Annotated in this window: 24 protein-coding genes; 12 read left to right on the forward strand and 12 right to left on the reverse strand. The window is 46.8% G+C overall.

The annotated features are described in order from the left end of the window. Positions 1 to 95: 95 nt before the first annotated feature. The gene (locus tag AC121Z_RS06160) at positions 96 to 794 is read right to left on the reverse strand and encodes a hypothetical protein (RefSeq protein ID WP_498127425.1); all 699 of its coding nucleotides are present in this window, start codon (positions 792 to 794) and stop codon (positions 96 to 98) included. Positions 795 to 1,087: 293 nt separating this feature from the next. On the opposite strand from AC121Z_RS06160, the gene AC121Z_RS06165 reads away from it, so the two are divergent. The 3 genes from AC121Z_RS06165 to AC121Z_RS06175 all read left to right on the forward strand — a co-directional run bounded on the left by AC121Z_RS06165 (position 1,088) and on the right by AC121Z_RS06175 (position 4,124). Then, complete coding sequence (locus tag AC121Z_RS06165) at positions 1,088 to 2,152, forward strand: DUF4124 domain-containing protein (protein WP_498127427.1); 1,065 nt, start codon at positions 1,088 to 1,090, stop codon at positions 2,150 to 2,152. Positions 2,153 to 2,313: 161 nt separating this feature from the next. Further along, positions 2,314 to 3,639, forward strand: coding sequence for a DEAD/DEAH box helicase (locus tag AC121Z_RS06170; protein ID WP_498127428.1), 1,326 nt, complete (start codon positions 2,314 to 2,316; stop codon positions 3,637 to 3,639). After that, positions 3,636 to 4,124, forward strand: coding sequence for a LabA-like NYN domain-containing protein (locus AC121Z_RS06175; RefSeq protein ID WP_498127430.1), 489 nt, complete (start codon positions 3,636 to 3,638; stop codon positions 4,122 to 4,124). Before AC121Z_RS06170 ends, AC121Z_RS06175 begins: the two co-directional genes overlap by 4 nt. Before the next feature lie 75 nt (positions 4,125 to 4,199). On the opposite strand, the gene AC121Z_RS06180 is transcribed toward AC121Z_RS06175, so the two are convergent. Then, positions 4,200 to 4,667: a helix-turn-helix domain-containing protein gene (locus tag AC121Z_RS06180; protein ID WP_498127431.1), complete on the reverse strand. Its 468-nt coding sequence runs from the start codon at positions 4,665 to 4,667 to the stop codon at positions 4,200 to 4,202. A 165-nt stretch (positions 4,668 to 4,832) separates the two neighbouring features. Here AC121Z_RS06180 and AC121Z_RS06185 point away from each other — a divergent pair, with 165 nt between their 5' ends. The 5 genes from AC121Z_RS06185 to AC121Z_RS06205 all read left to right on the forward strand — a co-directional run bounded on the left by AC121Z_RS06185 (position 4,833) and on the right by AC121Z_RS06205 (position 11,209). Beyond that, on the forward strand, positions 4,833 to 5,525 hold the full coding sequence (locus tag AC121Z_RS06185) for an ABC transporter ATP-binding protein (RefSeq protein ID WP_498127433.1): 693 nt from the start codon (positions 4,833 to 4,835) through the stop codon (positions 5,523 to 5,525). After that, the gene (locus AC121Z_RS06190; RefSeq protein WP_498127435.1) at positions 5,519 to 7,999 is read left to right on the forward strand and encodes an ABC transporter permease; all 2,481 of its coding nucleotides are present in this window, start codon (positions 5,519 to 5,521) and stop codon (positions 7,997 to 7,999) included. The genes AC121Z_RS06185 and AC121Z_RS06190 overlap by 7 nt, the downstream gene beginning before the upstream one ends. A 79-nt stretch (positions 8,000 to 8,078) precedes the next feature. Next, on the forward strand, positions 8,079 to 9,206 hold the full coding sequence (locus AC121Z_RS06195; RefSeq protein ID WP_498127437.1) for a type 1 glutamine amidotransferase domain-containing protein: 1,128 nt from the start codon (positions 8,079 to 8,081) through the stop codon (positions 9,204 to 9,206). Positions 9,207 to 9,239: 33 nt separating this feature from the next. Then, positions 9,240 to 9,932 (forward strand): response regulator transcription factor, encoded by a 693-nt coding sequence (locus tag AC121Z_RS06200; protein ID WP_498127439.1) that lies wholly within the window; start codon positions 9,240 to 9,242, stop codon positions 9,930 to 9,932. 2 nt (positions 9,933 to 9,934) lie between these two features. Beyond that, a complete protein-coding gene (locus AC121Z_RS06205) occupies positions 9,935 to 11,209 on the forward strand; it encodes a sensor histidine kinase (protein ID WP_498127441.1) in 1,275 nt (424 codons plus the stop codon). Here the strand turns inward: AC121Z_RS06205 and AC121Z_RS06210 are convergent. Further along, positions 11,202 to 11,972, reverse strand: coding sequence for a hypothetical protein (locus AC121Z_RS06210; protein ID WP_498127443.1), 771 nt, complete (start codon positions 11,970 to 11,972; stop codon positions 11,202 to 11,204). The genes AC121Z_RS06205 and AC121Z_RS06210 overlap by 8 nt on opposite strands. Before the next feature lie 216 nt (positions 11,973 to 12,188). Here AC121Z_RS06210 and moaA point away from each other — a divergent pair, with 216 nt between their 5' ends. Further along, entirely contained in the window at positions 12,189 to 13,160 is a 972-nt protein-coding gene (gene moaA / locus AC121Z_RS06215) for a GTP 3',8-cyclase MoaA (RefSeq protein ID WP_498128164.1), read from the forward strand. 36 nt (positions 13,161 to 13,196) lie between these two features. Here moaA and moeA read toward each other — a convergent pair whose 3' ends face one another. The 5 genes from moeA to AC121Z_RS06240 are packed head-to-tail and all read right to left on the reverse strand — an operon-like array spanning position 13,197 to position 18,657. Continuing rightward, on the reverse strand, positions 13,197 to 14,429 hold the full coding sequence (gene moeA, locus AC121Z_RS06220) for a molybdopterin molybdotransferase MoeA (protein ID WP_498127445.1): 1,233 nt from the start codon (positions 14,427 to 14,429) through the stop codon (positions 13,197 to 13,199). A 25-nt stretch (positions 14,430 to 14,454) separates the two neighbouring features. After that, positions 14,455 to 15,198 (reverse strand): SDR family NAD(P)-dependent oxidoreductase, encoded by a 744-nt coding sequence (locus AC121Z_RS06225; RefSeq protein WP_498127447.1) that lies wholly within the window; start codon positions 15,196 to 15,198, stop codon positions 14,455 to 14,457. 57 nt (positions 15,199 to 15,255) lie between these two features. Then, complete coding sequence (locus tag AC121Z_RS06230; RefSeq protein WP_498127449.1) at positions 15,256 to 16,215, reverse strand: glycoside hydrolase family 17 protein; 960 nt, start codon at positions 16,213 to 16,215, stop codon at positions 15,256 to 15,258. Beyond that, positions 16,209 to 17,093, reverse strand: a complete 885-nt coding sequence (locus AC121Z_RS06235) for a glycoside hydrolase family 17 protein (RefSeq protein WP_498127451.1) — start codon at positions 17,091 to 17,093, stop codon at positions 16,209 to 16,211. Before AC121Z_RS06235 ends, AC121Z_RS06230 begins: the two co-directional genes overlap by 7 nt. A gap of 25 nt (positions 17,094 to 17,118) precedes the next feature. Further along, positions 17,119 to 18,657: a S10 family peptidase gene (locus tag AC121Z_RS06240; protein WP_498127453.1), complete on the reverse strand. Its 1,539-nt coding sequence runs from the start codon at positions 18,655 to 18,657 to the stop codon at positions 17,119 to 17,121. Positions 18,658 to 18,983: 326 nt separating this feature from the next. Between AC121Z_RS06240 and AC121Z_RS06245 the strand changes: the two genes are divergently transcribed. The 3 genes from AC121Z_RS06245 to AC121Z_RS06255 are packed head-to-tail and all read left to right on the forward strand — an operon-like array spanning position 18,984 to position 21,824. Next, positions 18,984 to 20,138, forward strand: coding sequence for an NAD(P) transhydrogenase subunit alpha (locus tag AC121Z_RS06245; protein WP_498127455.1), 1,155 nt, complete (start codon positions 18,984 to 18,986; stop codon positions 20,136 to 20,138). A gap of 6 nt (positions 20,139 to 20,144) precedes the next feature. Further along, the gene (locus tag AC121Z_RS06250; RefSeq protein WP_498127456.1) at positions 20,145 to 20,432 is read left to right on the forward strand and encodes an NAD(P) transhydrogenase subunit alpha part 2; all 288 of its coding nucleotides are present in this window, start codon (positions 20,145 to 20,147) and stop codon (positions 20,430 to 20,432) included. A 3-nt stretch (positions 20,433 to 20,435) separates the two neighbouring features. Beyond that, a complete protein-coding gene (locus AC121Z_RS06255) occupies positions 20,436 to 21,824 on the forward strand; it encodes an NAD(P)(+) transhydrogenase (Re/Si-specific) subunit beta (RefSeq protein WP_498127458.1) in 1,389 nt (462 codons plus the stop codon). 122 nt (positions 21,825 to 21,946) lie between these two features. Here AC121Z_RS06255 and AC121Z_RS06260 read toward each other — a convergent pair whose 3' ends face one another. Genes AC121Z_RS06260 through AC121Z_RS06275 form a run of 4 tightly spaced genes read right to left on the reverse strand, consistent with a single transcriptional unit; the run spans position 21,947 to position 26,526 of the window. Next, positions 21,947 to 23,170 carry an ABC transporter permease gene (locus AC121Z_RS06260; RefSeq protein WP_498127460.1) on the reverse strand — a complete coding sequence of 408 codons (1,224 nt, stop codon included), beginning with the start codon at positions 23,168 to 23,170 and terminating at the stop codon, positions 21,947 to 21,949. Between the two features lie 12 nt (positions 23,171 to 23,182). Beyond that, a complete protein-coding gene (locus AC121Z_RS06265; protein ID WP_498127462.1) occupies positions 23,183 to 24,493 on the reverse strand; it encodes an ABC transporter permease in 1,311 nt (436 codons plus the stop codon). A gap of 10 nt (positions 24,494 to 24,503) precedes the next feature. After that, positions 24,504 to 25,205 carry an ABC transporter ATP-binding protein gene (locus tag AC121Z_RS06270; RefSeq protein ID WP_498127464.1) on the reverse strand — a complete coding sequence of 234 codons (702 nt, stop codon included), beginning with the start codon at positions 25,203 to 25,205 and terminating at the stop codon, positions 24,504 to 24,506. A gap of 22 nt (positions 25,206 to 25,227) precedes the next feature. Next, the gene (locus tag AC121Z_RS06275; protein WP_498127466.1) at positions 25,228 to 26,526 is read right to left on the reverse strand and encodes an efflux RND transporter periplasmic adaptor subunit; all 1,299 of its coding nucleotides are present in this window, start codon (positions 26,524 to 26,526) and stop codon (positions 25,228 to 25,230) included. Positions 26,527 to 26,849: the final 323 nt, after the last annotated feature.

Genomic DNA, 26,849 nt, shown 5'->3' on the forward strand with positions numbered 1-26,849 from the left:
CAATGGATTTAGATTCTACCTCGTCACAGCCCTTCGCGCATGCAGAGGGCTTAAACCTGCGCAATGTTTTAGTAGTTTAACCAAAATTAACAATGTTAGTCTTTTGAGTACGCGTGATTTAATAGGGTAATCGTTTCGGCCACTTCTTGTTGCGCCTTTTGGAGATTCTTTAATCGCACAGAGGTCTCGTTCCAAGCAAATCCCAACATATTTTTAAATATGGGTTGTTTCAAAATACTAGGTTCAACCAACTGATTTTCAATCATATCTGCGTGCCTCACCCACATGGGGATAAATTCATCGTCTAACCCTTGCATAAAGTTCTGTTGGAGGGTGTGTTGAAGAGCGTAACGTCTGTTGATTTTGAGTAAATTACGCTTAACCTGAGTATCCGATATTAGTTTAAAGTCACCGCTTTCCCGCATTGAAGTGAAAGTGAAGTCTTGCGGACTAAAAAAATAATAATTGTTTACAATGTTGGCTGCGTGTAACGCTTGCTGTTGAGCCTCCTTCGAATCGACGTTGCCATCAAATGCTTGAAAAAATTGAATTGCATTCTGCAAGGCAATCACTTTTTCTTCTAATGCTGGAATTAGCTCTTGTATTTGACTTTGGTCAACAAGTAAATCTTGATTAAGCTGCTGAAGGTAGCTAAGTTGTTTCTGATGATCGTTCCATTGTTCAACTTTGTTCTCAGTCCACAAAGCCAGATAAATACCCAATACTAATAAAACAAGATCTTTGCCAAAATAAGCAAACCCTTTGAGCAATTTTGTAATGTAATTTTTTATCATGTTGTCTAAACAAATGGCTGTAAGTGAGAATATTTCATAAAGTTTGTCGCACAATATGTGCCGAAGGTTTAGTCGCTCATCTGCCAAGATCAATAATCATCCCTAAACGTATGCAAATAAACTTGAATACCGTAATTTATCAATTTAGGCATACCACATATTTTACGTCGCTTATAGCAGCTGGGTTTGCGGGAATATTTTATCTTTCCTCGCTCGCGAGGAAATTTAGATTGGGGCAATTTATTTGAAAGCAGGATTTTTAATGCAGCAAAACTTTCATCACTGGTATAAGCATGACAAAACTCAGAAATAGACTCCTGTGGACGTTACTGGTCTTTATTCTGAACGCCTTGCTGGTGGTCTATCTACTCAGAGACTCAGTATTCTACTCTCAGTGGTTTGTTGAGCCGGAATCAATTAATCCAAAGTCCAAGACAAGTCAAAGCCACATACAACCAGTCATTGAAATGCCTAATGCTGCGGTTGTTGAAAAGCGCGCTATAGAGGTGTTGCATGATCGCGGCCCCAGTCATATCGGTGCTCTTGTCCCATCGTCCAACTGTAAAACTCAAATGGCCACATCAAACACTATTTACCAATGGGAAGATGAACAAGGGGTTATCACCCTGAGTAACCGCAAGCCTCCATCCTTCAGGAAGGCGCAACTAGTGGCTGAAATTAAACCAGAAAACATCACGATTGATCTCATTGGTGATATTCCCGAACATGGCTTTCGCACACTGTTGCGCGCGAGAATCGATGCAGCTATTGCCTATTTCGCTCAAGTTACGGACCAAAGTTTAATCACTCCTGTCTTAATTAAAATCAGGTTATTTAGCAATAAGGCCAACTTTGACGCGTATCGTCAGCAAGTTGCACCGACGATTGGAGCCGCTCCTGCATTCTATAGCAGTGCCAAAAATGAATCTGCGGTATATCTAGGCAAGGGTGAGGCAGGTTTGAATAGCGCGACACACGAAGCCATGCATGCGATAAATCGTGCTTGGTTTGGGAATATGGCCACCTGGCTAAATGAAGGTATGGCTGAGGTCGCAGAGTCAGCGGGAGGAGCGAGTGTTTGGCAAAATCATGCGGCCTTATTGGAGCCCTCGTTGTCACTAAGTGAACTGGTGAATGCGTCAAGAGATCGCTGGCAAGAAAGCAATACTGAGGCGTTTTACGCGCTGAGTTGGGCATTTACGTCCTATTTACTTGAAAAACATGCGACAGCTTTAGCGGCGTTGTTACTGATTGAAGCCAGCAATGGTTGCAATACGGTAACTGAAGAGGAGCTAACGAGACTATTAGGTATGGAGATGGCTGCGCTGTCGCGAGATTTTACCCAATGGTTGCTGTGAACTGTGAATACCCGCAAAGCTGCACAAAAAATCAACAAGTATTAGTAAAGCATGCAGGATTACTGTATCCTCCACGACCGCTCAGGCTAAGTAGTCTGAGCGGACTGGATATGAGCTGAGTAAACATTTCGGCTCTTGCAGCAATTTTATTATGAGACAGCATGACATTTGAATCACTCGGATTAATTTCCCCCTTATTGACAGCGCTTGCAAAGCAAGGTTACGACTCCCCATCTCCTATACAACAAAAAGCCATAGCCCCGGTGTTAGAGGGCCGCGACGTGATGGCAGCAGCCCAAACTGGGACCGGTAAAACTGCAGCCTTTACCTTACCGTTACTACAACGGTTAATGGACAGCGGCCGCAAGGTCAGCAGTAATCGCATCAGGGCATTGGTGTTGACACCAACGAGGGAACTCGCGGCTCAGGTCGCTGATAGCGTAAAAAATTATGGCGCGGATCTGCCTCTGCGCTGCAACTTGGTCTTTGGTGGAGTGAAAATAAATCCGCAAATGATGCAGTTACGCCGCGGTACTGATGTACTCGTTGCTACGCCTGGCCGTTTGCTCGACCTTTATCAACAAAATGCCGTAAAGTTTGAGCAATTGGAAGTTTTGGTGCTCGATGAAGCTGACCGCATGCTAGACATGGGATTTATCCACGATATCAAGAAAATATTGGCATTACTGCCAAAACAGCGCCAAAACTTACTCTTTTCAGCCACTTTTTCTGATGAGATCCGCGAATTAGCACGTAACCTGGTCAACGAGCCGGTCGAAGTCTCTGTGACACCACCAAACTCTACTGTTGAGCGCATTGAACAGCGCTTACACCCGGTAAATAAAGCACAAAAATCAAAACTCTTAGTGCATTTGATTAAGCAGCAGGGATGGTATCAAACATTGGTATTTTGTCGTACCAAGCATGGCGCTAACCGTTTGACTACATTTCTAAATAAGCAAGGGATTAAAGCGGCGGCGATTCATGGCAACAAAAGTCAGAACGTGCGCACGCGAGCCTTGGCTGATTTTAAAGACGACAAATTACAAGTTTTAGTGGCAACTGACATTGCCGCTCGGGGTATTGATATTTCGCAGTTACCTTTTGTGGTTAACTTTGATTTGCCGCATGTCGCTGAGGATTATGTTCATCGTATCGGTCGCACGGGTCGCGCGGGTAAAGACGGCTTAGCCGTATCTTTGGTTAGTGTTGACGAAGCGAAACAACTCGCCAGCATTGAACGGTTAATTAAACTAACTATTCAGCGCGACGTAGTCAGTGGTTTTGAACCCAATGAAGAATTACCGCTAATAAAATTACCGAGTAAACCGAAAAAGCCGAAAAAGCCCAAAAAGCCGACACTCTCGCAAGGTGCTTCCCATAAGAGCAAGGAACCGATGGGCAGTAACGATACAAAGCCTAACCCAACACGTCGTCGGCGTCGCGTTAGAAAACCTAATTCACAAGTTACTCGCTCATCATCATGAGCCATGCTAGTAAACCAAGGGCGGCAATATTTGTTGATGTGCAGAATATCTACTACACCTGTCGCCACACGTTTCAACGGCAATTCAACTACCGCAAGTTTTATACAGAGTTGGCTGAGAGTTATGAAATATATGTGGCCAATGCCTATGCAATTGATAGTCAAAACGATGGGCAGCACCGTTTCCAAAGCGCATTGCGTAATATTGGATTTGAGGTCAAGTTAAAGCCGTACATCCAGCGCGCCGATGGCTCAGCAAAAGGGGATTGGGATGTCGGTATCACTATCGATGTTATGGATTGTGCACCTAGCGTTGAGCATGTTGTTTTACTTAGCGGTGATGGCGATTTTGCACAGTTACTGTGGCGGATAAAACAGGGTGCCAGCATAACAACGCGGGTGGTCAGTGTAGAGGCACTAACCGCGCATGCGTTAATTCAAAGTTGTGATAAATATACGCCTATTGCACCTGAATACCTGCTTTAGGCTAATGCCAAAATTTTAGCCTAAGTTCAGAATATCCTCAGGACAGCAGTGCGGTTTTAAACAATGGGTCTAGCACTAATCTGAATCGGGTAAATACCAAATACCGTATTTATCACCCTGCCACTTGAGCAAATTAAATAAGTAGGCCGAAGCCAATAAAATTATTCCGCCAGCCAGAGCCGGTTCACTGATCAAGCCCAAACAACAGAACACAAACCCGAATGAATGAGCAATAATTTCGATTCTTACCGCAGCTTCTCGCGTCGGTCTGGCTTGTAGAAAGTTAAACATAAACCAAATCTTTAATAGCAATGGTAACGACTTCCAGTTCTCTGCATTTTTATCTAGCATAAATGTCTCCTGAGTTAATAGTTCAAGCTCTATGTCTAAGGCTGCGGCGATACACTTCACTGATTCAACACTGGCATTATGACCACTTTCTATTCGTTGGATGGTGCGAACATTTAACCCCGCCATTGTGGCGAGCTGTTCTTGCGAAATATGGCGACTAATTCGGAGTTGTTTCAATTGTGGTGTACGCATTGCCAAGACACATTCAGGAGTTTGTAGTAAGCATAAAGTTGTCGGGTAGGAAAGCAACACGACATTTACCCGACATCGGCGCTGAATTGTTAGCGAGACGCTCTTTCACATTGATTTCACGTTCCTAACATTAGGTTATTGGTGTGCAATTAAAGAGGTCATCACATGCCAATAACAACAAGTCAGATTGAACTAACCAATGTAAGTCAGGCATTCAAAACGGGACAACATGAGGTAGTGTTGTTCCAGCAGCTGAGTTTATCCCTCGCGCAAGCACAGTCCTACGCGATTGTAGGCCCATCGGGCTCAGGTAAGTCGAGCTTATTAATGCTGGCTTCTGGGCTTGAACAACCGAGTTCTGGCAGAGTTGATTATGTGCAAAATGGGCATCGTTTTCCCATCCATGAATTACGTAAAGACATAGGTTTTATCTTTCAACAGTTTCATTTACTGCCGGAGCTCAATGCGCTAAATAATGTCGCTTTGCCGCTAAAATTGCGTGGCATCTCGAATGCTGAGAAAAAGGCGAGGGAATGGTTGCAAAAAGTTGGCTTAAGTCACCGTTTGTTACATAAACCTAATCAGCTCAGTGGCGGCGAACAGCAACGCGTTGCGATTGCAAGAGCGTTGGTTTTTGAGCCGAAATTTATTTTTGCCGATGAACCCACCGGTAACCTGGATACACGTAGCGCGCAAGACGTAATTACCTGCTTATTTGCGTGTTGTCAGGACAACGGGGCGGGTTTAATTCTGGTTACTCATAGTGAAACGCTAGCGGCACGAGCAGATCACTTGTTGACTTTCAAGCAAGGGCAGTGTGAATTGGCACTGCAGCAGGCTAAGGAGGACATATGTTAGGGACTAAACTTCAGCTTGCTTGGCGGCTAAACCAGCTTGAAAAAAGTGCTACTTACAATCGAACTTTGGCGTGGGTTAAGGGAATTTTACTGACATTCATTGTTACTTTGAGTTTGTCGAGTGATTCAATTCAACAGTATTTAGCTAACAACCTGCAAAACTTGTTGGGAGCTGATGTTGTGATCAGTCAATCAACAGCAATGACTGCGCAGCAAATCGAGCAATTTGAGCACCTAGCAGATGGCAGTATTTTTACGCAGTCAGTACGAACCACGTTGACCCATTCTGGTCAGTGGCAGCGCGCAACGCTTAAAGCGGTTGGAGATGACTATCCATTGCAAGGGCAGCTAAAAGTGGCTGACTTTGCCGGTGCTGTTGGAAAAGTGGTTGAGTCCGGGCCTGCGATTGATGAGATCTGGCCCGATGAACGCCTTTTAGCGGGGCTGGCGCTGAATGTAGGTGATACAGTAGTTATCGCACAACAGCCGTTTAAGATTACCCAGTTGCTGCAGCACGAACCTGATCGTTTGATGGAAGGGTATAATCTTGACATGCGCGCCTTGATCCACCGAGATGCGCTAGCAAGTTTGAATTTTAACCCCAGCACTATTTCCTACCGTTATATGGCGACCGCGAGTGGTACTAAACTAACCGCAATACTCGACTGGCAAAAGACCGAATTACCAGCGGCGCAAGTACATCACAAGCAGGGCGCTCATCCCCTCGCGCTATTTTGGCAACGCACCGAGAACTTCATCGGTCTGGCATCAATCATTTTGTTTTTTATGGCGAGTATTGCGATCCAGCAAATTACCCAAGTAAAAACTCGTCAAGAGCAGTTTTTTGCCGCAGTTTGCCTAAGTATTGGGGCTTCCAGACAGCAGGCGTTAACGTTAGCGTTCAGTAAGTGGCTGATCAGTATGGTCTTGCTGATGCCCTGGGTGATGCTTGCGTCAACTGTGAGTCATTGGTTAGTCGTACAATGGCTTTCATCGACGTTAATGGAGCTTAGTTGGCAATTTAATCCTATAGGCTTACTTAAGCCGTTATTCGCTGGTGCAGTGCTGTTCATAACTTTTCAACTTCCTGTTTGGCTGGCTTTACAGCAAGCCACTGTGCGTCAGTTGGTCACGCATCAACGTTCTAACGGGCGTGGCATATTCGCATTGATATGTGCGGGCTTCGTGCTTTTGGGCATTGGGTTCGCCTATTCAGACAACGCACAGTTAACCTTTATGGTATTGGGGGCCATGCTGTCCTGTGTATTCCTGATATTGTTGATCAGCTGGGGTGGACTGACACTGGGTGAATGGTTGACGCAGCGCTATTCAGGGCTAGTCCCATTTACATTATTTATGATGAAGCAGCGTTTATTAAGCAAAACCACACAGGTGATGGGCGTGGGTTTATGTGCCTTCTTGCTGCTTTTCACTCTTATGCTACTGCGTGATTTAGGCTCGACGATGCATAGTTATCAGCGTGCGCATGATGGCAACTTGTTAGTGACTCAAGCTAGCGCTCAACAGCTTGATGATATTCGGGAGTGGGCGAACGAGCGTGATGCAGAGTTGCGCCAATACAAACCCTTTATGTATGCCAAGTTATCGGCTATCAACGCTGTGCCAATTGCCGACTATACCAATAAGCCAAGTGGAAGTTTAGCCACCCTGCAGCGCGAGATCCGGTTACATTGGACTGACTCTGTACCGAGCAATAATCGCGTCCTTGATGGCATTTGGTGGGGTTCAGGTACCAACGATTGGCAACAGGTTTCGGTTGAAGAAGAAGTAATGACCGATCTCGGGTTAAGGATTGGCGATGCACTTACCTTTCATATTGCCAGCCAGCCGATTACGTTTCGCATCGCAGCGAGTCATGCTTACCAGCCGGGAGCAGGTTCGATTACATTTTGGGTCCAAATGCCAGCCACCGCGGTAAATCATCTTGCGGCACAGCACTTTGCAATGGCGAGTCTGGAGCTCTCCGACACTGATTTTGCTGACTTAAGTCAGGTTTGGCAACGTCATCCCACGCTACGAATGGTTTCGATGCAGGAGATGACGCAGCGATTTGATCGAACTTTGGCGTTGGTCACTCATGTGATTAGCGGTTTTGCTTTTTTGATTTGTGCCCTAGCGAGTATTGTGATTATTGCCTCAGTGCAAGCACTTGAAAAACAAGAGCGGCATAAAAACAGCATTATCCTAAGCTTCGGCTTAAGCCAGAAAACCTGTTGGTACATGAACAGCATTGAGTGGTTGTTTACCGCGTTAATTGCTGCTGGAGGTGCCATCTTAGGAACTTGGTTGGCCGGAGTGCTGATTTATCAATCGCAATTCTCTTTACCTTATCGTCCGGACATTACCTGGCTTATCTGTACCTTGTTAGTGATTTTAATCGCGGTGCTCAGTATAGGTTTGCTAGCCAGTCGCAGAAGTCTTCGCAGTAACGTTCGAGATCTCATGGCGGAGTAGACATAGCGAAGTAAGACGTTTCACATTCGTTTCACGCGCTACATGTCAAAGTGCACTTAGCTAACGTGGAGATAAAACAATGAACAAAAGAAATCAGTGGTACATCACATTTTTTGCACTCTTGCTGGCCTGCATTAATTTAACCTCAGCATGGGCAAAACCAACAGATAAACGTGTGCTAATGGTGGTTAGCAGTAATGGGCAAGATAACGGGCAAACAGCACCCGGATATGAGTTTGATGAGTTTGCTAAGGCCTACTTAGTTTTTAAAGCGAATGGTGTCGAGGTCGATGTCGCCAGTCCAAACGGCGGGGCGGTTGAAGCGGATAAGTATGATCCAACGGCTGACTTTAACGCTCCGGTGCTCGCAGACTCGATGATCATGCAGAAGCTGAATAATACACTGGCAACTAAACATGTTGATGCAAGCGACTATGCTGGCGTATTCGTAGTGGGTGGAAAAGGGGCTATGTTCGATTTGCCTAAAGATTTGGCGTTACAGGGTTTGATTGCTGACATTTATCAACAACAGGGAGTGGTTGCAGCGGTGTGTCATGGGCCAGCGGCGTTAGTGGATGTGAAACTCTCCAATGGTGACTACCTCGTTGCCGGTAAAACAGTCAATGGTTTTACCAACGAGGAAGAACAACTTTTCGGTAAAAAGTGGCTGCCGGAATTTGATTTTCTTCTGGAAGACAAGTTAAAAGCGCGGGGCGGGAACTTCGCTGCTGCAGAAATAATGCTTGAGTTTGTGGCAGTCGATGAGCGTTTAATTACTGCACAAAATCCGACGTCGACGATAGCTGCCGCTACAGCTATGGTAGAGCAAATGGGTTTAACACCTGCGCCTATGCAATCATTTCGCGATGATGACACGCTAGCCTTGGTCGCAGATTTATTGGCAGGTGATATAACAGCAGCCCAACAAATAACCCAGCAGGCTGATCAATTGCACATTGAACTGGTGGGAATGTATGGGTACTATTTTTTGAATCTAGCCGACAATGAGCAAGAGCTACAACAGGCGTTAACACTGATGCAGATTGGGCAAAGTGCGATTAACAATCCCAATTTGGATATTCAAATTGCCAAGACGCAGCAGCGCTTGGGTGATACTGTGGCAAGTACTCAAACGTTGCAGGGAATTTTACACAATCACCCTGATTTTACTGCGGCTCAAGAAATGCTTAACAGCATGTTGCAATAACCCAGCGTGGTTCTGCAATGCGGGGAGAGTGACATGACCCAACCAACTCATTTGCACATTCTTTTAGTTGAAGATGAACTGAATATTGCGCGTAATATTGCTGATTATATGGAGCAAAAGGGTCATGTCTTCGATTTTGCGACTCAAGGTAAACAAGGGCTAGAGTTAGCCTTGACGAACTACTATGACGTTCTCATTCTGGACTTAAACTTGCCCAGCATGGATGGTTTAGATGTTTGTCGTGAGTTGCGTGAAAAATTGCCGCGACATATTCCTATCCTAATGCTGACTGCCCGCGACAGTATCGATGATAAGGTCGCGGGTTTTCAAACCGGGGCGGATGATTACCTGACCAAACCTTTTTCGTTGCAGGAGTTGGAAGTCCGCTGTCTAGCTCTATCTGGTCGTCACCGCTTACAAACCAGTGATGTAATCAGCATTGGTCCGTTGACTATTGACCGTAAACGCAGACAGATAATGCGCGACGAAGAGCCGGTAGCGGTTAGTGCGATGGGCTACAAGATCATGACCATACTGGCAGAGGCCTATCCGCAAGTAGTGACGCGCTCAGAACTTAGCCAAAAGCTTTGGGGCGATGAACCGACGGAATCTGATGCCCTGCGTTCGCATGTCTATCAATTACGTTCCGTGCTCGATAAACCGTTCGCATTCCCTATTTTAAAAACCGTATTTGGTGCGGGCTTCACGTTAGACATTAAGGATTAAGGATGGCGCAATCAGTCCCACAGGGAGCACAGAAATTTCATAGTTTGAGTCGTCGGATTGTTTGGCGATTTTGTGTGTTTACACTAATTATCTCTGCGGTTTATGGGGTTATATCCTTGATGTTGATGTACAACCTTGAGGATCGTTTCATTGAAAAGAGTGTTGTGCAGGAGGCTAAATATCTGAGTACACAATATGCTCGCGATGGACAGTGGCCTGAGACTCGCAACCCATCGATGCAACTGATATTCAGCTCGGCTGACTTACCAGATGATTTCCGCTCAATTGCGATAGAAGAGCCACAGCGTACTGAGTTTTACGGAAAGCAGGGGAGGCACTATCATCTCTATCGTTTCCCACAGCATTCAGACGTTTTTTTAGTCGCTGAGGTTAGCCAGCAACTATTAGTGCGCCCCATGCGCGGCGGTGTGATCCAATTCTTAGTTGTTAGCGGATTGCTGGTCACCGCGGTCGCATGTTTAGTCGCATGGTTAATTGGTCGCCGCACGACTCGACCGCTGGATCAGCTAGCATATTTGGTGAACAGTGTTGCACCGGATAAGTTGCCGTCCAATTTTGCCGCTCATTATCCACCCAACGAAGTGGGTCTATTGGCACAAGCACTCGAGCACAGTCTACAGCGGATCGCCAATGCCATTTCTCGCGAAAAAAGTTTCACTCGAGATGTTAGTCATGAGTTACGTACGCCGTTGGCCGTGATCAAAAATGCCGTTGAGCTGTTACAGCAGCAGCACGATGACGACCAACCTGCATTGCAACGGATCTTGCAAGCCACTGAGCAAATGGAACAAACCGTGCAGACTTTACTCATGCTTGCACGAGAGGAGCATGGCAGTCATCAAGCAAAATCCACTGCACTGATGCCAGTTATCGAACGCGCAGTGTTAGACAACCGATTGCTGCTGGCTGATAAGCCGATAGAAGTAGACATCGCCGACAGCTGTTCGGTCATGGTTAATGGTGATGAAAATGTGCTTAAAGTGGTGCTAGATAATCTCCTCAGTAACGCGTTTCGCTTCACCCAGGAGGGTACGGTCAGCTTGTTTTACAGAGATGGTACCCTATACATAAAAGACTCCGGTCCCGGGATTGAACCGGAGTTGACAAACTGCGTGATGGATGTCGGCGCGAAAAGTCAGCAAAGTACTGGATTTGGCTTTGGTTTATCCATTGTGAAGCGACTGTGTGAATTTCAAGGATGGACGTTGGCAGTAGCCAGCGCGTCAGGCACAACAGTGACTATCACTTTTACTTGATCGGCAATGGTTTACCGCGGTATTGAAACTGCGAAAAGGTATCGCGGGAGACCTCATTAATCTCGGTAAAGATAGCAAAAGTTCCTTGCATGCTAAGCTCAATTTGCTGCGGTAAAACCGCTTGTTGCATTTTGGTGAAGCTAAGGTTTAACTGCAGACCGGTAATCTTCGCAGTAAAAACAGGAGCAAGGGGAGCGGTATTCACGATGGTTATGTGTTCGATATAATCGTCGACTTTCGCATACTTGAGAGTGCCTTGCAGTTGTTTGGAATCTTCTTCACCTAGTTGACTGAAGTAGACATCAAACGTGGCATAGATATAGGTCGGATCTTCCGCAACGCGCTGGATAGTGTCGAGTTGAATAAGTTCACGTAAACGAAGTGAAACATTGATTTCTTCAGCGCTATCTATGCGCCCATTTTTGCGCTTGGCAAATGCTTCACGTTGTTTCTGCGAAGGTATTTGCTCGTTTAATTGCACCAGCGACCATGCGTTGCCCGGTCCATTGACTGGATCATATCGCTCGATACTTTGGGTAATGGTTCCTTCTTCGTTCTCAACACGTTCCACTTGATAGGCCCACTTGTTGAGTGAGATTGACTCAAATTGGGTAATGGCGTCATCTAGCTTTAGCAGCAAGTGCGCCTGTGCCATCTCGTTACCTGAAGGGTCTACCACTTCACTCTGCAGCGCAGGGATTGGATTATTCGCCAGTGTTATTAGACTGAAGCTCAACGTAAGAGAAAGGTGAGGGTGATACATTTGAGAATTCCATTTAAGAATAACGATAATGGGAGTTTGAATGAATCGATGTGAAGTGAGCGTGAAAGCGAGGTCATTTTACTTTGCAAGAAGTCTTTTAAATTATCGGTCTGTTTGATTAATGGCAACTACCTGTTGTCATTGAGTATAAATATTGGCTAGATGCTGATACCGTTAGGGGATCAAAGTTTATGCGCTATGACGAGCAAAATTAACATGTTGGCAGACCGTTTGGGCAGACAGTTTCAGTATTTACGCTTATCAATTACCGATGTGTGTAACTTTAAGTGTCAGTACTGCCTGCCAGACGGCTATGGCTGTGAGACTAAAGTAGAGTTTTTGACTTTAGATGAAATCACCACACTAGTCGCCGCCTTTGCACAACTCGGTATGCAGAAAGTGCGTATTACCGGAGGTGAGCCGACATTACGTCGCGACTTAGTTGAAGTTATTCAGATATGCCGGGAGACTCAGGGAGTCGAACATGTGGCAATGACAACCAATGGGTATCGCTTGGCCCGCAATATTCATGAGTATGTGGCTGCTGGACTGCAATCGGTTAACATCAGCGTTGACAGTTTAGATCCTCAAAGTTTTATTGCGATGACCGGATATTCAAACTTCGACCAAGTGATGCAAGGCGTGGAACAAGCGCTTGAGGCGGGGCTGAAGCAAGTAAAACTAAATGCTGTTTTGTTGAAACAGTTGTGTAATTCCCAACTCGAAAGTACCTTGGCTTGGCTAAAATCCCGTGAGGTGACTTACCGGTTTATCGAACTCATGGAAACGGGTGATAATCGCTCATTCTTTAAGGCAAATCATCAGTCAGGTGAAGGGGTTAAAGACTATCTGCTTGCTAACGGTTGGCAACGTAGCATTGCCCGTAAGTTAGCGGGACCCGCACAGGAATTTTTTCATCCAGATTATGCTGGTCGTATCGGTTTGATCATGCCTTACAGCAAAGATTTTTGTCAGAGTTGCAACCGCTTGCGGGTGTCGGCAACCGGTCAATTACAAATGTGTCTGTTTGCAGATTCGGGGATAGATTTGCGCGCGGCCCTGAGATCTTCCGATGTTGAGCAAACAAAAGCGATTATTGTGGCAGCGATGCAACACAAGGTCACTGCTCATCAGTTAACGGAACATCAAACCGGAGCGACCGTCAATTTTGCGCAAATTGGCGGTTAGGTCTTACGAATATTGGCCAATGTTATTGCCGGAATTTTATTTAATTATTTCGCTAAAGAGTTCAATTGAGACTCTTGCGCCAGCATCATAGCCAACACTGTCTTGTGGTACATGAATAAAACAGTTGGCCTGTGCCAACGAGGATAACACGCCTGAACTTTGATTCGGGAGCGGAGTAACCGATAGCTCTCCCAGATCATCCACTTGCATCCGTCCACGCTGGAAATCTAAACGCCCAGCTCTCTTTCGGATCGGTTTTGTGAGTTTAGCCGGCAGTACCTGCGGTTGCATCGGCAATTGACCACATAAGTGTTGGAGGGCAGGCACCACAAGCTTGTAAAAGGTAACCGCGGCGGAGACGGGGTTTCCGGGTAAGCCAAAGAAGTCACTGTTTGGTAATTGCCCAAAAGCGAAGGGTTTGCCGGGCTTCATGGCTATTTGGGTAAAATGGATTTTGCCGATTGCTTGTAGCACTTGCTTGGTTAGATCGGCTTCGCCCACTGAAACGCCGCCTGACGAGATAACCACATCCGCTTGCGTGTCAGCCTGGCGAAAAGCTGAGTCAAGCTCCTGAACGTCATCTTTCACATGGCCTAAGTCAAGAATATTAACCGGCAGACGTTGCAACATAGCAATAAGTGTATATCGGTTGCTGTCATAGAGATGCCCCTTGCGGAGCGCTTCACCCGGTTGCAATACTTCGTCGCCGGTGGATATAACCGCGACGGTGGGTTTTTTGTATACCTCAACATGACTAATGCCCAAAGAAGCTAACATGCCAATGTCGACAGTTGTCAGTCTTTGGCCTTTAGGCATAACGCGATCGCCACGGCGAATATCTTCACCCGCTTTACGGATATTTTTTCCTTCTGCAACAGAGCTGTGCAATCGCACACGACTTCCTGCAACGGTCGCATTTTCTTTCATTTCAACAGCGGTAGTACCTTCTGGTACAGGAGCTCCAGTCATGATCCGCATGCATTCGCCAGACTCTAGTTTGTGTGCGCTGCAGCTGCCAGCCATGACGGTTCCGACCATTCTGAACTCAGTCAGACTCTGGGTTAGGTCGCAGAGCGCAAAGCCATCCATCGAGGAGTTATCAAAGAAAGGCACATTGATCGATGAATCAATAGGACTTGCAGTAATTCGCCCCACAGCGTCACATAATGCGATTATTTCACTTTTTGTTGGCCCTTGGACTAGGTCGAGTAATGCCTGTTTTGCCGTTTCAAAGGGAATGAGGCTGGGCGTTACGTCACAGTTTTGCATACTTATTCTCAGTCTTGGCGATAACTTATTGCGCGGTATAACCGCCATCAACTGCATGGCAGCTGCCAGTAATAAACTTGGCCTTGTCACTGAGCAAGAAGCCAGTGAGCTCAGCTACATCTTCGGGTTGACCAATCACTCCTAATGGTTGCAATTGTGCCTCCTCCTGCAATACGTCAGCTTCGTTGCGCCCCGATTGAACTAGGTAGTTATCTATTGCTTGATGAAATAACGGTGTTTCAATCGTGCCAGGGCAAACGGCATTCACTCGAATACCATACGCAGCGTAATCCAGTGCAGTGGTCTTCGCCATCGAGGCCAGAGCAGATTTGGTCAATCCATAGGCAAATGAATTGCGTTTACCGACAAATGCTTGATCAGATCCCATCAGTACGATGGACCCTTTCTGCTGCTGACGCATGATCGGCAAGGTTGCTTTCAGGGCTGCATATGTACCCTTAACATTAATCGCAAAAATGCGATCAAGAGACTCTTCCGAAGTTTCTTCGAGATTGGCGGACAGGTGGATCCCAGCGTTGCACACCAAGCGGTCGATTTGTCCATGCTGAGCAATACAGTTAGTAATTGCAGCGTCAACAGCCGCCACTTGTGATACATCGCAGGGCAGCCAAGTGGCGTTTTCTTTGGGCTCGGCAAAATCCTGAATATCGAGATTAATCACCGTTGCACCCACCGCGACTTGTTGCTCAACAATCGCTAGGCCAATACCTGCGCTACCACCGGTGACCACCGTAATACACTTTGTCATTGCAACAGTCCTGACTAAATTCCGTTCTATAGGTCGCTTAGCTTACCGTTTGCCAGACTATTTGTGTAGCGTGTCAACCACCGGTTTTGCTTGTCGGTTGATCCGATAAATACCCCAGTGTTTTTCTGGTTCAGAGGGATCATCTGAGCCCTTCCAGTCTTCATCGAAAGCCTCAAAGAGAAACGTAAGTACGCCATTTTCGCGACTCCAATTAAGCAATGCTTGGCAATACTCAGCTTGCCATGCTTCATTGGCAAAATGCGCTGGAAACGCATGTCCATTGGCGTTTGTTGTCCAACCTGCTTCAGTAATAATGACGGGCTTATGCGGGAAACGGTCGGCAACATCAAAGTAATTCTGTTCAGTAAAATGCAGCGCATGCTCAATCGATTGTGACTCCCACAGCGGGTAGCTATGCAACGCTATCATATCCAAGCACTCTGCGAGGTTGTCGAGTTCACCGCGGGCCCAGGGGACATAGTTCTCGCAAAACGTGATGGGTAACTCCACTTGTGCTTTTAACTGTTGGGCAAAATGGATCAAGCGCGCAGTATTAACTTTATGGTCGGTCCAATCCACACTGGCTTCATTACCAATTGAGATCCCTAGCGCTATATCAGTGTATTCCTTCGCTAGGCGCAATACGCGTTGCAATTCCTCATCATTATGTTGGCGGTTACGCTGTAATTCATGATCAGGGTAGGTAGGTTGCCATGGACAATTGGGATTGACTTGTTCAGCCGCCAAATCCATACCAAGTAGGACTTTGAATGGTAATTTTTCTCGCCGAATGACTTCCAGCACGGTATGCGCGTGCGGCCCAGCATCATAAAGGCGTAAATAGGTCCAGTGCTCTTGCAGGATTTGAAGATCTTGCAAAACGTGTGAGTAGCTCGGGTAGATCCCTAAACTGGGGTTCTGTCCGGCACGATAGCCCGAATAACAAATGGCATTGTGGTAGGCAATGCCTATCGATTCAAGTTTTCCGCGTTGGGCCGCAGTCGTTGTATTTACCAAAATTTCGGTACTCCATCTTTATCCCAAAGGCCCCAATAAGCGCCTACATCACCTTCTGCATCGACTTTCCAAGCCTCATCGAAGGAAGAAAAATAAAATAGCGGTATTTCACACTGTTGTGTCCAGCGCACGGCATCAATGAAATAACGCATAGCGTTGTCTTCTGAGGGCAGTGCATCGCCTTCTAAACTCCCTTTATTCGGCCAGCCAGTTTCACTAATGATCACCGGCTTATCGCCTGCAACGGCTTTCGCGCGGTAATACATGTCTTTCATGTAAACGAGAGCATGTTCAATGGAATAACCCTCCCAAAACGGGTAACAGTTGGCAAAGATCACATCACACGCATCAGCGACTTTTGGATTCTCTTCAAACAAATAATAAGCATCTACGTATCCCACCGGGATCCCATGCGCGGCTTGTTTAGCCTTTTCGATATACGCAACCAGTTCACTTTCTGACATTTCCTCGCGTAGCATGACTTCATTACCAACCGCGAGCAGGTCAACATGCCCTTGTCGCATCAATTCAATAGCATTGGTTAGTTCTCGTTCATTAGCCTCAAGATCGTCATCAAGCCAGACGCCGACAAGGGTCTTAAAGCCCATAGATTTAGCAATGGCAGGGATTTGCTCATTCCCTTCGGTACACGAAAAAGTCCGGATCCACTGGGCGTGCGGTTGTAGTACTGTCAAGCGCGCTGTGATCTGTTCTTTGCTTAAGGCTGAACCCGGTCCTTGCCCCTCGATATAGGGACTAAAGCAAATGCCATGCAGTCCCTGTTGCATAATTTTATCGATAGCACTGCGTTTATCAGCCGCGGATAATTCTACTGGTTGCGCATAGCGGCGGGTGTAAAGGTTTTTAAGTCGAGACATTTAATCGATCCTCAAAAAACGTCAGCTATTGCGCTAACTGTTGTTGAATAAAATCTCTTGAGTCCTTAAGTAAGGCTTGGCGTGCGGGTTCGTGTACATACATCATATGGCCGCCGTGATAGTAGCGATAATCAATTTTATCCGCCGCTATGCCGTGTCGATTGAGTGTGTACTCGGCATCAAAAAATGGCGTAACTAAATCATAATATCCAGAGGCAACCAAAACCCGGAGCTGAGGGTTACTGCGCAATACTGCGGCGAGATCATGTGCCGTATTCACATAGTGGGGTTCCCATGACTCACCATCAGGCAGTGGGCTCCAGCGCCACTTAGCCGATAAATCCGGATCGCTTGGATTCAGGTACTTGCGTTGCCAGTCAATCTTCAAATCATTGCGCATGTAGTGCATTAGTGCCGCTTTATAGGCTGGCGATATAGCGTCACTGGCATCACCTTGTGGGCCAGCCGCCACGTCATCACGCTCATCTTTTCGATAGCGACTATCTAAAAGTCCAACTGCAAGGCCGTTTTCGCGCAGCAATTCCTTGGCGTAGCGGTGAGCATTGACCCGCAGGTCAACTTGCTCAAGGTAGCGCTCACTTAGACCGCTGAAATGATGCATTTCCTTGATCAAAGCGGTACGTTGGGCAGCATCCAGTCGATTGCCTTGAAACAGCGCCGGCAACAAACGCTGTACAGCAAACTCACGGCTTTGTTGAATAAAATCTTCAAAACTACCTTGTTTTTCGACTTTGCCGTGATACCACGCAGTCGCAGCTAGTGTAGGGATGTAGGTAATGTAGGAAATGATATTGTCGTCGACATAAGGTGTAGAACCTTGATAGTCCAAGGCTTGCGATACAAAGATTATCCCATTAACGTTGAGCACATGTTGATCAAGCAACACCTTAGCAACAGCTGCTGCGCGCGTCGTGCCGAAACTTTCTCCGAGTAAAAAGATTGGCGAGTTCCAGCGATTATTCTCGCTTAACCATTGCGCAATAAAGGCTCCTATAACATTAGCATCTTGCGTGAGTCCCCAAAAATCTTCGCCTTTAGCCTCACCGATGGCGCGCGAAAACCCCGTGCCCACAGGGTCAACAAATACCATATCAGTAACATCCAGAATGGTTTCAGGTGCGTCTTGAATGGTATACGGAGCCGCGCCGGGATGATCTGCGTCGCTTGGAACCACAATGCGCTTAGGCCCATAGCCGCCCATATGCAACCAAGTCGAAGAGGAGCCAGGCCCGCCGTTCCAAATAAAGGTTACCGGTCGAGAGGATTTGCTTGGCACGATATAGTCGAAGGAAAAAATACTGGCGATGGCTTGTTCGTTCTTGTCGCGCACATAAGTTTCGCCGGCAGACGCTATGTAGCTCAACGAACGGCCGTTAAATTTCCCCTTATGCTCGGTTTGAAAGCGCTGAGCGGCTGGGATATCTTTCTTTTCCGACTGCCCAGACTCTTCGTTATGCAGCTCGACTGCGGCTAATTGTAAGGTATAAAAACTTAATCCAATTAAGCTTATCAGTGCAGCAAGAGAGAAATTGACACGTGGCATAATTTTATTGCTCTGAGCGAATCTAGAATTGGCTAAGATTAGCACATGTCACCGCGGCGGCGATTCCCGTTGAACCGCATGAAGTTACCAAGTTATCTCATTTCGGATACGTAGTGCATGGCTTGCGACTGCAAAATGCCCAGTAATTCTCTTGTTCCTGATCACAAAAGAGCAATGAAGAATATAATAAATTCAATAGTATCATTGACTTAACTATTGCATAGGGAGTTTGTATTTTCACTATTTGTTGAAAGAATGTGCAGTGGTACGACCACTGTGTTGTGCTAAAGGCAGACTAAAACTGAGTGAAATGTCTGCGGAGGCACATGAATCTTATCGTATTAAATGAATCGATTGAGTGTGAGTGGTTCGACAAAGTTGATAAGCGCTGTGCTATCACACCGGTGAGTGTGAAAGCACTCATCCGACTCGGTATGCAAGTGAGTTTACAAACCGGTGCGGGGAAGCAGGCCGGCTATTCTGACGAAGACTATCTTGCTGCGGGTGCAAATGTGTTCAGTGAACCGGGCGCAGCGTTGAGTACTGCTGATATATTACTCGCTGTTAATTCGCCCACAACCAACGCAATCGCGCTGTTACCACAGAGCTGCATAGTCATCGGTCACCTTGATCCATTTTTCCAAGAGGCGCTGGTCAAAGCAATGGCGACGCGGGGGTTAACTGCTCTATCAGTTGAAATGATCCCGCGTTCATCGCGGGCGCAAAAAATGGATGCGCTAAGTTCACAAGCGAGCTTGGCAGGTTATGTCATGATGCTGCAAGCAGCAAACCAATATGCTTCTATTTTACCCATGATGATGACCCCTTCGGGAACGATTAAACCCGCGAAGGTGTTTATTATTGGTGCCGGCGTTGCCGGTCTGCAGGCCATTGCAACGGCACGCCGGTTGGGCGCTAGCGTATTAGCATATGATACGCGCGACGTGGTCGCTGAGCAGGTTGAGTCGCTTGGCGCAAAGTTTCTTAAAATCGATATAGGTGGATCCGGTCAGACTAAAGACGGCTACGCCAATGAATTAACTGATGCGCAAAAGCAACGCCAAGCCGACGGCCAAAAAGCGGCAATTATCGATGCTGATATTGTCATTACCACCGCGCAATTATTTGGCCGACGCCCCCCGCGCTTGATCACTGCCGATGTGGTTAAGCAAATGCGCCCTGGCAGTGTCATCGTCGACATGGCGGCGCAATCAGGCGGGAATGTTGAAGGATCCGTGGCTGGAGAAACGGTTGTTCAAAATGGTGTGCAAATTATTGGAAATGGCGATTGGGCGCAGCAAGTCGCCAAAGCCGCGACTGATATGTATGCAAATAATTTGTTTAATCTCATTGACGAATTTTTCAATGCTGAAACCAAGCGTTTGGACGTCAATTTTGAAGATGAAATTATTCGTGGTTGTGCCATTACTCACGAGGGTGCCATCACCAATCAGATGTTAACTAAGGCCTACACGGAGTAACTCACTATGACGATGATCTACCTTCTCTTTATTGTCGTGCTCGCTGCATTTTTGGGATTCGAGTTGATCCGTAAAGTACCGGCTACCTTGCACACACCGCTAATGTCTGGCGCGAATGCGATATCAGGGATCACGTTAGTCGGTGCTATGGTTTCCGCTGGTGCAGAGCAGCAATGGTTAACCACTATATTAGGCACAGCGGCGGTAACACTGGCGACGATCAATGTGGTTGGCGGTTATTTAGTCACCGACCGCATGCTTGGTATGTTTAAGAAAAAGCAGTCTGGAGAATAAGCGATGAGTACTTCTATCTTGCTCGTAAATGCGGCTTATATTCTTGCTGCCATCCTGTTCATTATTGGTTTAAAGTTCCTCAGTCACCCAGCCTCAGCGCGTAAAGGCAATGCTGTGTCAGCGTTGGGTATGCTGTTAGCCGTAGTTGTGACTCTACTCGACCAGAACATCATTAGTTACCATTATATTATCGGTGGAATGTTGCTCGGCGCTGCCATAGGGACATGGGCTGCGCGTACAGTTCAGATGACAGCAATGCCGCAAATGGTTTCACTATTCAACGGATTTGGCGGTGCTGCCTCATTACTTTTAGCCTGGGCAGTCGTCCATGAATATAGTGGCAATAGCGATCACTCGGGTGCATTGTTTTTACTGGTATCTTTGCTGTTTACCTTAATTATTGGCGCGATCACCTTCTCTGGATCCTTGATTGCTTGGGCTAAACTAGGGGAAAAGATTACCACTAAGGCGGTGGTATTTACTGGTTTGCGTGAACTTAGCATTCTGCATATTCTTGGTTTGCTGGTCCTGGGATATTTGTTTGTTGTTGAGCCAAGTAACCCAATGTGGTTATGGCTTATTATCGCTGTGGCATTGAGTTTCGGTTTTTGGGCTACGATCTCGATTGGTGGCGCGGATATGCCAGTTGTGATCGCCTTGCTCAATAGTTATTCAGGGATCGCTGCGGCATCCGCTGGGCTTGCTGTTAACAATACAATTTTGATTGTGACGGGATTACTGGTTGGTGCATCAGGACTTATTTTGACCAACATTATGTGTAAAGCGATGAATCGCTCATTGATGAATGTGCTGTTGTCGGGATTTGCCACGCCAATTGAGAGTAGCGCACAAATTGAGGGAGAAATCCGCCCCTTATCAGCCCAGGATGCCTATTATGTGCTAGAAGCAGCCCAGTCGGTGTTAGTCGTTCCAGGCTACGGTATGGCGGTGGCTCAGGCCCAACATGCGGTGCGTGAATTACAAATCTTGCTGGAAGATAACGGCGCGAATGTAGAATACGCCATTCACCCCGTTGCGGGTCGAATGCCAGGGCACATGAACGTACTACTGGCCGAAGCGGATGTACCCTATGACCAATTAATGGAAATGGATGATGTCAATCCACGTATGCAAAACTACGACGTAGTGATTGTGATAGGCGCAAATGACGTAGTGAATCCTGCCGCCAAGGAAATGCAAGGTAGCCCAATTTACGGTATGCCAGTTATTGAAGTGTATCGTGCAAAAACCGTATTTGTGCTCAAACGTTCAGCCAATGCTGGCTTCGCAGGCGTCGATAATCCATTATTCTTTAAAGAGAATACGCGTATGATCTTGGGTGATGCGAAAGAGTCTATCAACACTATGGTCAAGGCATTCAGTGATGATTAAATAACTGCCCACCTGCGCTTGAACATAGATAAACAGTCAATGCTAAAACCAAAAGCACGCTAATTTGCTAGCGTGCTTTTTTTGGAGTTACGCCGAGTTTCTGGCGGGCGAACACCTTAAGGTTACAGCGTTCGAGTTGCCGTCGCGGGTGCAATACTCGCTGCTCGCGTCGCAGGCCCAAATACCGCTAATTGGCCAACAATTAGCAGGCTGACGATCCCAATAGGAATATAGAACCAATCCAGTGGGGTTAGATTAAACCAATCCACCAAGAGTAAGTTGAGAGCGATGGTTAGCACAGTCCCGAGGGCGACGCCACACAGACTGATTAGTCCATTTTCCAGCATAAAGTAGCGCTTAATGGCACCTTTGCTTGCACCTAATGCGCGCTTAGTGCCAATTTGTTTGATCCGTTTTTGCACACTAAAGCTGGCCAGACCCACAATACCCAAGGCGGTGATCAAGGTTAAACACACGATTACGGTGAGCAAGATCTTGATCATGGCATTGTGCTGCCGATAGCTCCGTTCACGTGTTTCCGTTAGGGTATCCATGTTGCGAATAATTCGACCTGAAGCGCGATTAGCCAGTAACTCCTCTACTTCCGGCATAAGCTTATCGCGCAAGCCGTCTTCAGTACGAATAAGGTATCTAACCGACTGAAACCCGAGGTTTTCCGGTGACAGCATCGCGTTTTCCAAGTTGTTCCAACCGACCCAAGGGGCTTGTAACTGGTCAATAACACCAATGACTGTCATAGGCTCATCATCGCCAATGTATACGATTTGCCCTATTGCCGCGTCAATCGAGTCAAACAGGCTTTCGGCTAATGCTTGGGTAATGATAACTGACTCAGGCCAGTCCGGCTGGGAAGGCCCTCGCCAACGAACCTCATTGGCGGTAAAATTTCGTCCAGCGACCAGTTCCAAATCCATGGTTACTAACCCATGTTCATCGACCATGTACACGGCAGTACCCGTGCCCTCAATATCAGCACCAGGCTCAGTCGCTAATGACATAGACCAGCCGCCACCACTGATAGGTATTGCATTTAATTGGATTGCATTGACTACACCAGGCAAAGCCCGCAACGCTAGCAAATCCTCAATGGCTGTTGCTTTTGCGTCATAATCGCTACCGTAACCAGTGTTGGTAATATAGAACGTGTTGGCCTCATCCAGTCCACTTGCACGCTGCATCATCTTATCGCGCTCAAGCACGATTGAAACACTATTAATAACAATGGTCATGGTCACTGCGATTTGCAACGCTATCAATATGGCACCCACTTTGTTGCGCATCATTGCTCGCCACATGGGCCCTAATTCTAAATGTGAAATATTCATAAACGGGCCTCGTTAAGATTTTAGTTGTGCAGCGGGTTGTACTTGGCAAGCACGCCAAGTGGGATAAATGCCGGCAAGGATGCTGCTCAATAGGGCAAGTAGAAAAGCAAAGCCAACCATGGTGAAATCAAGCTTGACCAAATTACGCATAAAATCACCGTATAATAATTTGATCCCTTCTAATCCGACGTAGGCAAACAGCAAGCCAAGAAAACCGCCAAGTAAACCAATGCATGCGGTCTCAATAATGTGTTGTACAAAAATATCCTGCTGTGAGGCGCCAATGGCTCGACGTAAGCCTATTTCCGACGACTTACGGCTAAACTTCGCCAGCAGCAAGCCGACGGTATTAACCAAGCAAACAAACAAAAACATAAACGCCAGCCACAGCATGATTTGCGCATCATCGGCGACGACTTCTTCATTTTCCAACCATTCCATTACATTAGATAAGCGATTATTGAGTGGTCGTTCAAACCGCCCCAAGAGTTTTTGTTCGGCAACATAATTATTGAGAAACGTCATGTAGGCATCTTTATCTTGTTGGGTCGGTAGCTCTGCCCAAAACTGGTAGTTGACACATTCTGAATTTAGAAATGCTTGAAATCCTTCACCTTCCGGTGACTTCCAACAATTTGTGTTACCGCCCGTCCCCAGCTCTAACGCCTGCTTGAAATAAAACGGCATAAACACGTCTTCAATATCATTAAATGCTCCAACAGTGACATCGTAAAAGCGCGGAACGGGTTGCCAATCGTTGAGCACTCCGACTACTTGAAAATTGTTGTCAGCGATCCGAATCGTGCGTCCGACTGAGTTTTCTCCGCCGAAAACCCGCTCATTTAAGGCCTTACTGAGCACCACAACGTAGCTGCCATTGTCATCGTCATTGGCTGACCAGCCATTGCCATATAAAAACGGGGTATCAAACATCGCAAAGAAGTCAGCGTAGCTCAAGCGCAATGAGCCCATAAATGGGCGGACATCGGGATCGTCAGGCTCAATGACAGCCCCCGAACTTGCGGTTGCGGTTTGACGGAAAGCAGCTTTCGCCTGCATTAAATTGATGGCATCTCGAAAGGTGACTTGGTCGGGTGGCTCATTTGGCTCACGCGCCGGTTGATGTGGACTCCAGCTATCCAGTTGCACGTAGTACAGTTGCTCACTTTTGTGTGGGATTGGATTCGATGACATGAGATAATTAACCGTGACCACAGATACGCTAGCGCCAATGCCCAGAGCAATCGCAATGACCATCAGTGAGCTCAATATTGGATTACGGCGCATACTGGCAAAGCCAAGACGGAGGTAGTAAGTAAACATGGTCACACTCCTAAACGGCAATTTTGGTAGCCATAGCTTCTTCAGCCATGCCTTCGCTAACTCGACCATCACGCACGAAGATATTGCGTTTCGCTTGCTGCGCGAGGTGTGGATCGTGAGTCACCATGACGATCGTGGTGCCAGACTGATTGATGTCGTTCAGCAATTGCATAACCGATTGCGCCATTTTGGTATCGAGGTTTCCGGTCGGTTCATCTGCGAGTAAAAAACGGGGCTCTCCGGCCAAAGCGCGAGCAATGGCAACCCGTTGCTGTTGCCCTCCCGATAATTGAGACGGTAAATGCTTCATGCGTTTTGCCAGTCCCACCATTTCCAGGCTATTTTCAATGCGCTTTTTGCGCTCGGCACTAGAGAAACGACGATAACGTAAGGGGACATCAACATTATCGAATAAGTTAAGTTCTGGGATCAGATTAAAATTCTGGAATATGAAGCCAATCTTTTCGTTGCGTACTTGGCTACGCTGCTTGTCAGATAGGTGCGTAACATCCTGACCATCCAAGGTATAACTGCCGCCATTGAAAGTTTCCAATAATCCAGCAATATTAAGAAACGTGGTTTTTCCAGAACCGGAAGGCCCGGTTACGGCAACAAAGTCTCCTTCGTCAACAGTGAGATTAAAATCCCGCAATGCATGAGTTTGCACGCTATCAGTTATAAATGTTTTGGTTAAATTGTGCATGGTTAACATAAGTGTTCCTTGTCGCTTGCTGTTATTGGGTGATCAGCACAGTATCTGCGCCGTCAAATTGATCAGTAGAAGAAATGATGATTTGGTCACCAGCCTCTAACCCAGTGGCTATTTCCACATCAGATAGGCTGCGCGCGCCGGTACGGATGGCCACTTTTTTGGCCATGTTGTCTTCGATCTTATAGGCGATTTTTCCTGCTCCTGATTCTAAAAATTGGCCGCGCTTTACGAGTAATACGTCGGGTTTATTTTCCATGAGGATGCGGGTGGTGAGGCGCTGATTCTGCCTTAGACCTGTGGGTTTATCGATGCTGTTGCCGGTTAAATCGGTGGCGGTAAATCGCACCCGTCCAGTGACTTGATTGTTTTCAATTTCAGGTGAAATAGTCACTAGCTGCGCAGGGTGCGACGTACCATTGATAGAGACCATGGCAGGCATACCAATGGCCAGGTCATCGGCGTAGCTTTCTGGAATATCAACTTCCAATTCAAATTCGGTGAGGTCGACCACGCTGAGTAACACTTGATTGTCAGCGACCTGGTTTTTTTGTTCGACAGCAAGATTGCCAACAATGCCATTCACCGGAGATAAAACCTTAAGTTCACTCACTTGACGCTCCAAGTCGGATACCAATAGTCGTTGTCGATCGACAATTAGTTCTCTACTACGAATTTCAAACGCCAGGCTCTCAGCGTCCAATTCTGCATCCTGCACCGCATGTTGATGCACCAATTGCGCATTCTGGAGGTCGTCATTCGCTTTTTCGTGGTCGATGGAGCTGATCGATTGCGTAGCAAACGCTTTATCAGCGCGGCGCTTTTCCCGATCCGCGGCGATTAATGCTACTTTGGCAATATCAACGGATTTTTGATTTTCTAACATGGCTTTTTTGGCACTGATCCGCTCGCGTGAGAGCGCGGTTTCATTTTCTTCAAGTACCGCACGCTCCTGACTGAGTTGATTGGTCAATTCGGGGCTTTCAATGGTTGCCAATGTCTGACCGAGTGTCACGTTGTCACCCGCTTCGACATGCAAGGTGATGGTGCCAGAGGCTGGACTGTATAGCGTTGGACTAACCGCAGCCACAACGCGGCCTTGGACTGATAAATCACGCTGGAGGTCACCGCGGGTCACAGTGGCAATGCGCAAGCGATCAAGTGGCACCGATGCGCCAGACTGGCTCCATGCACTCACGGCAGGAGACAAGTAATATAAAAAGCCAATCACAGCTAAACCAGAGGCTAGTGTAATCGTCCACGTACTTTTTTTGCGTTTCGGCGCAAGCACTTCATCTTGCGCACTAGTATCTTCAATTTTCATTTGACTGACCTGAAATTAACAATCACAGGCTAAGTCGAAGAGAATCGAAGAAAAGTTTAAAAACGACTTAAATTCAGTGAGCGGCTGTTTGATTTTTTTCAGTCATGCTGTGCTGCGGTGAGGGGGCAAGTATAAATCTGGCGAAGCTTCGGGCCGCTTATTTGTCGCGGATCCATCCATGATGGTTAATTGAACTTGTCGCTTAAGTTTAGGTTACAACGTCGTGTAAAAACGCCATTAAATCGAGAGCTGATCATTTAACCTTATCGATTGAGTCTACTGATTTTCTTGGTATACATAATTTCAATGATGCTATGATTGAA

This window comes from Alteromonas sp. DYW1 (genome assembly GCF_059752595.1).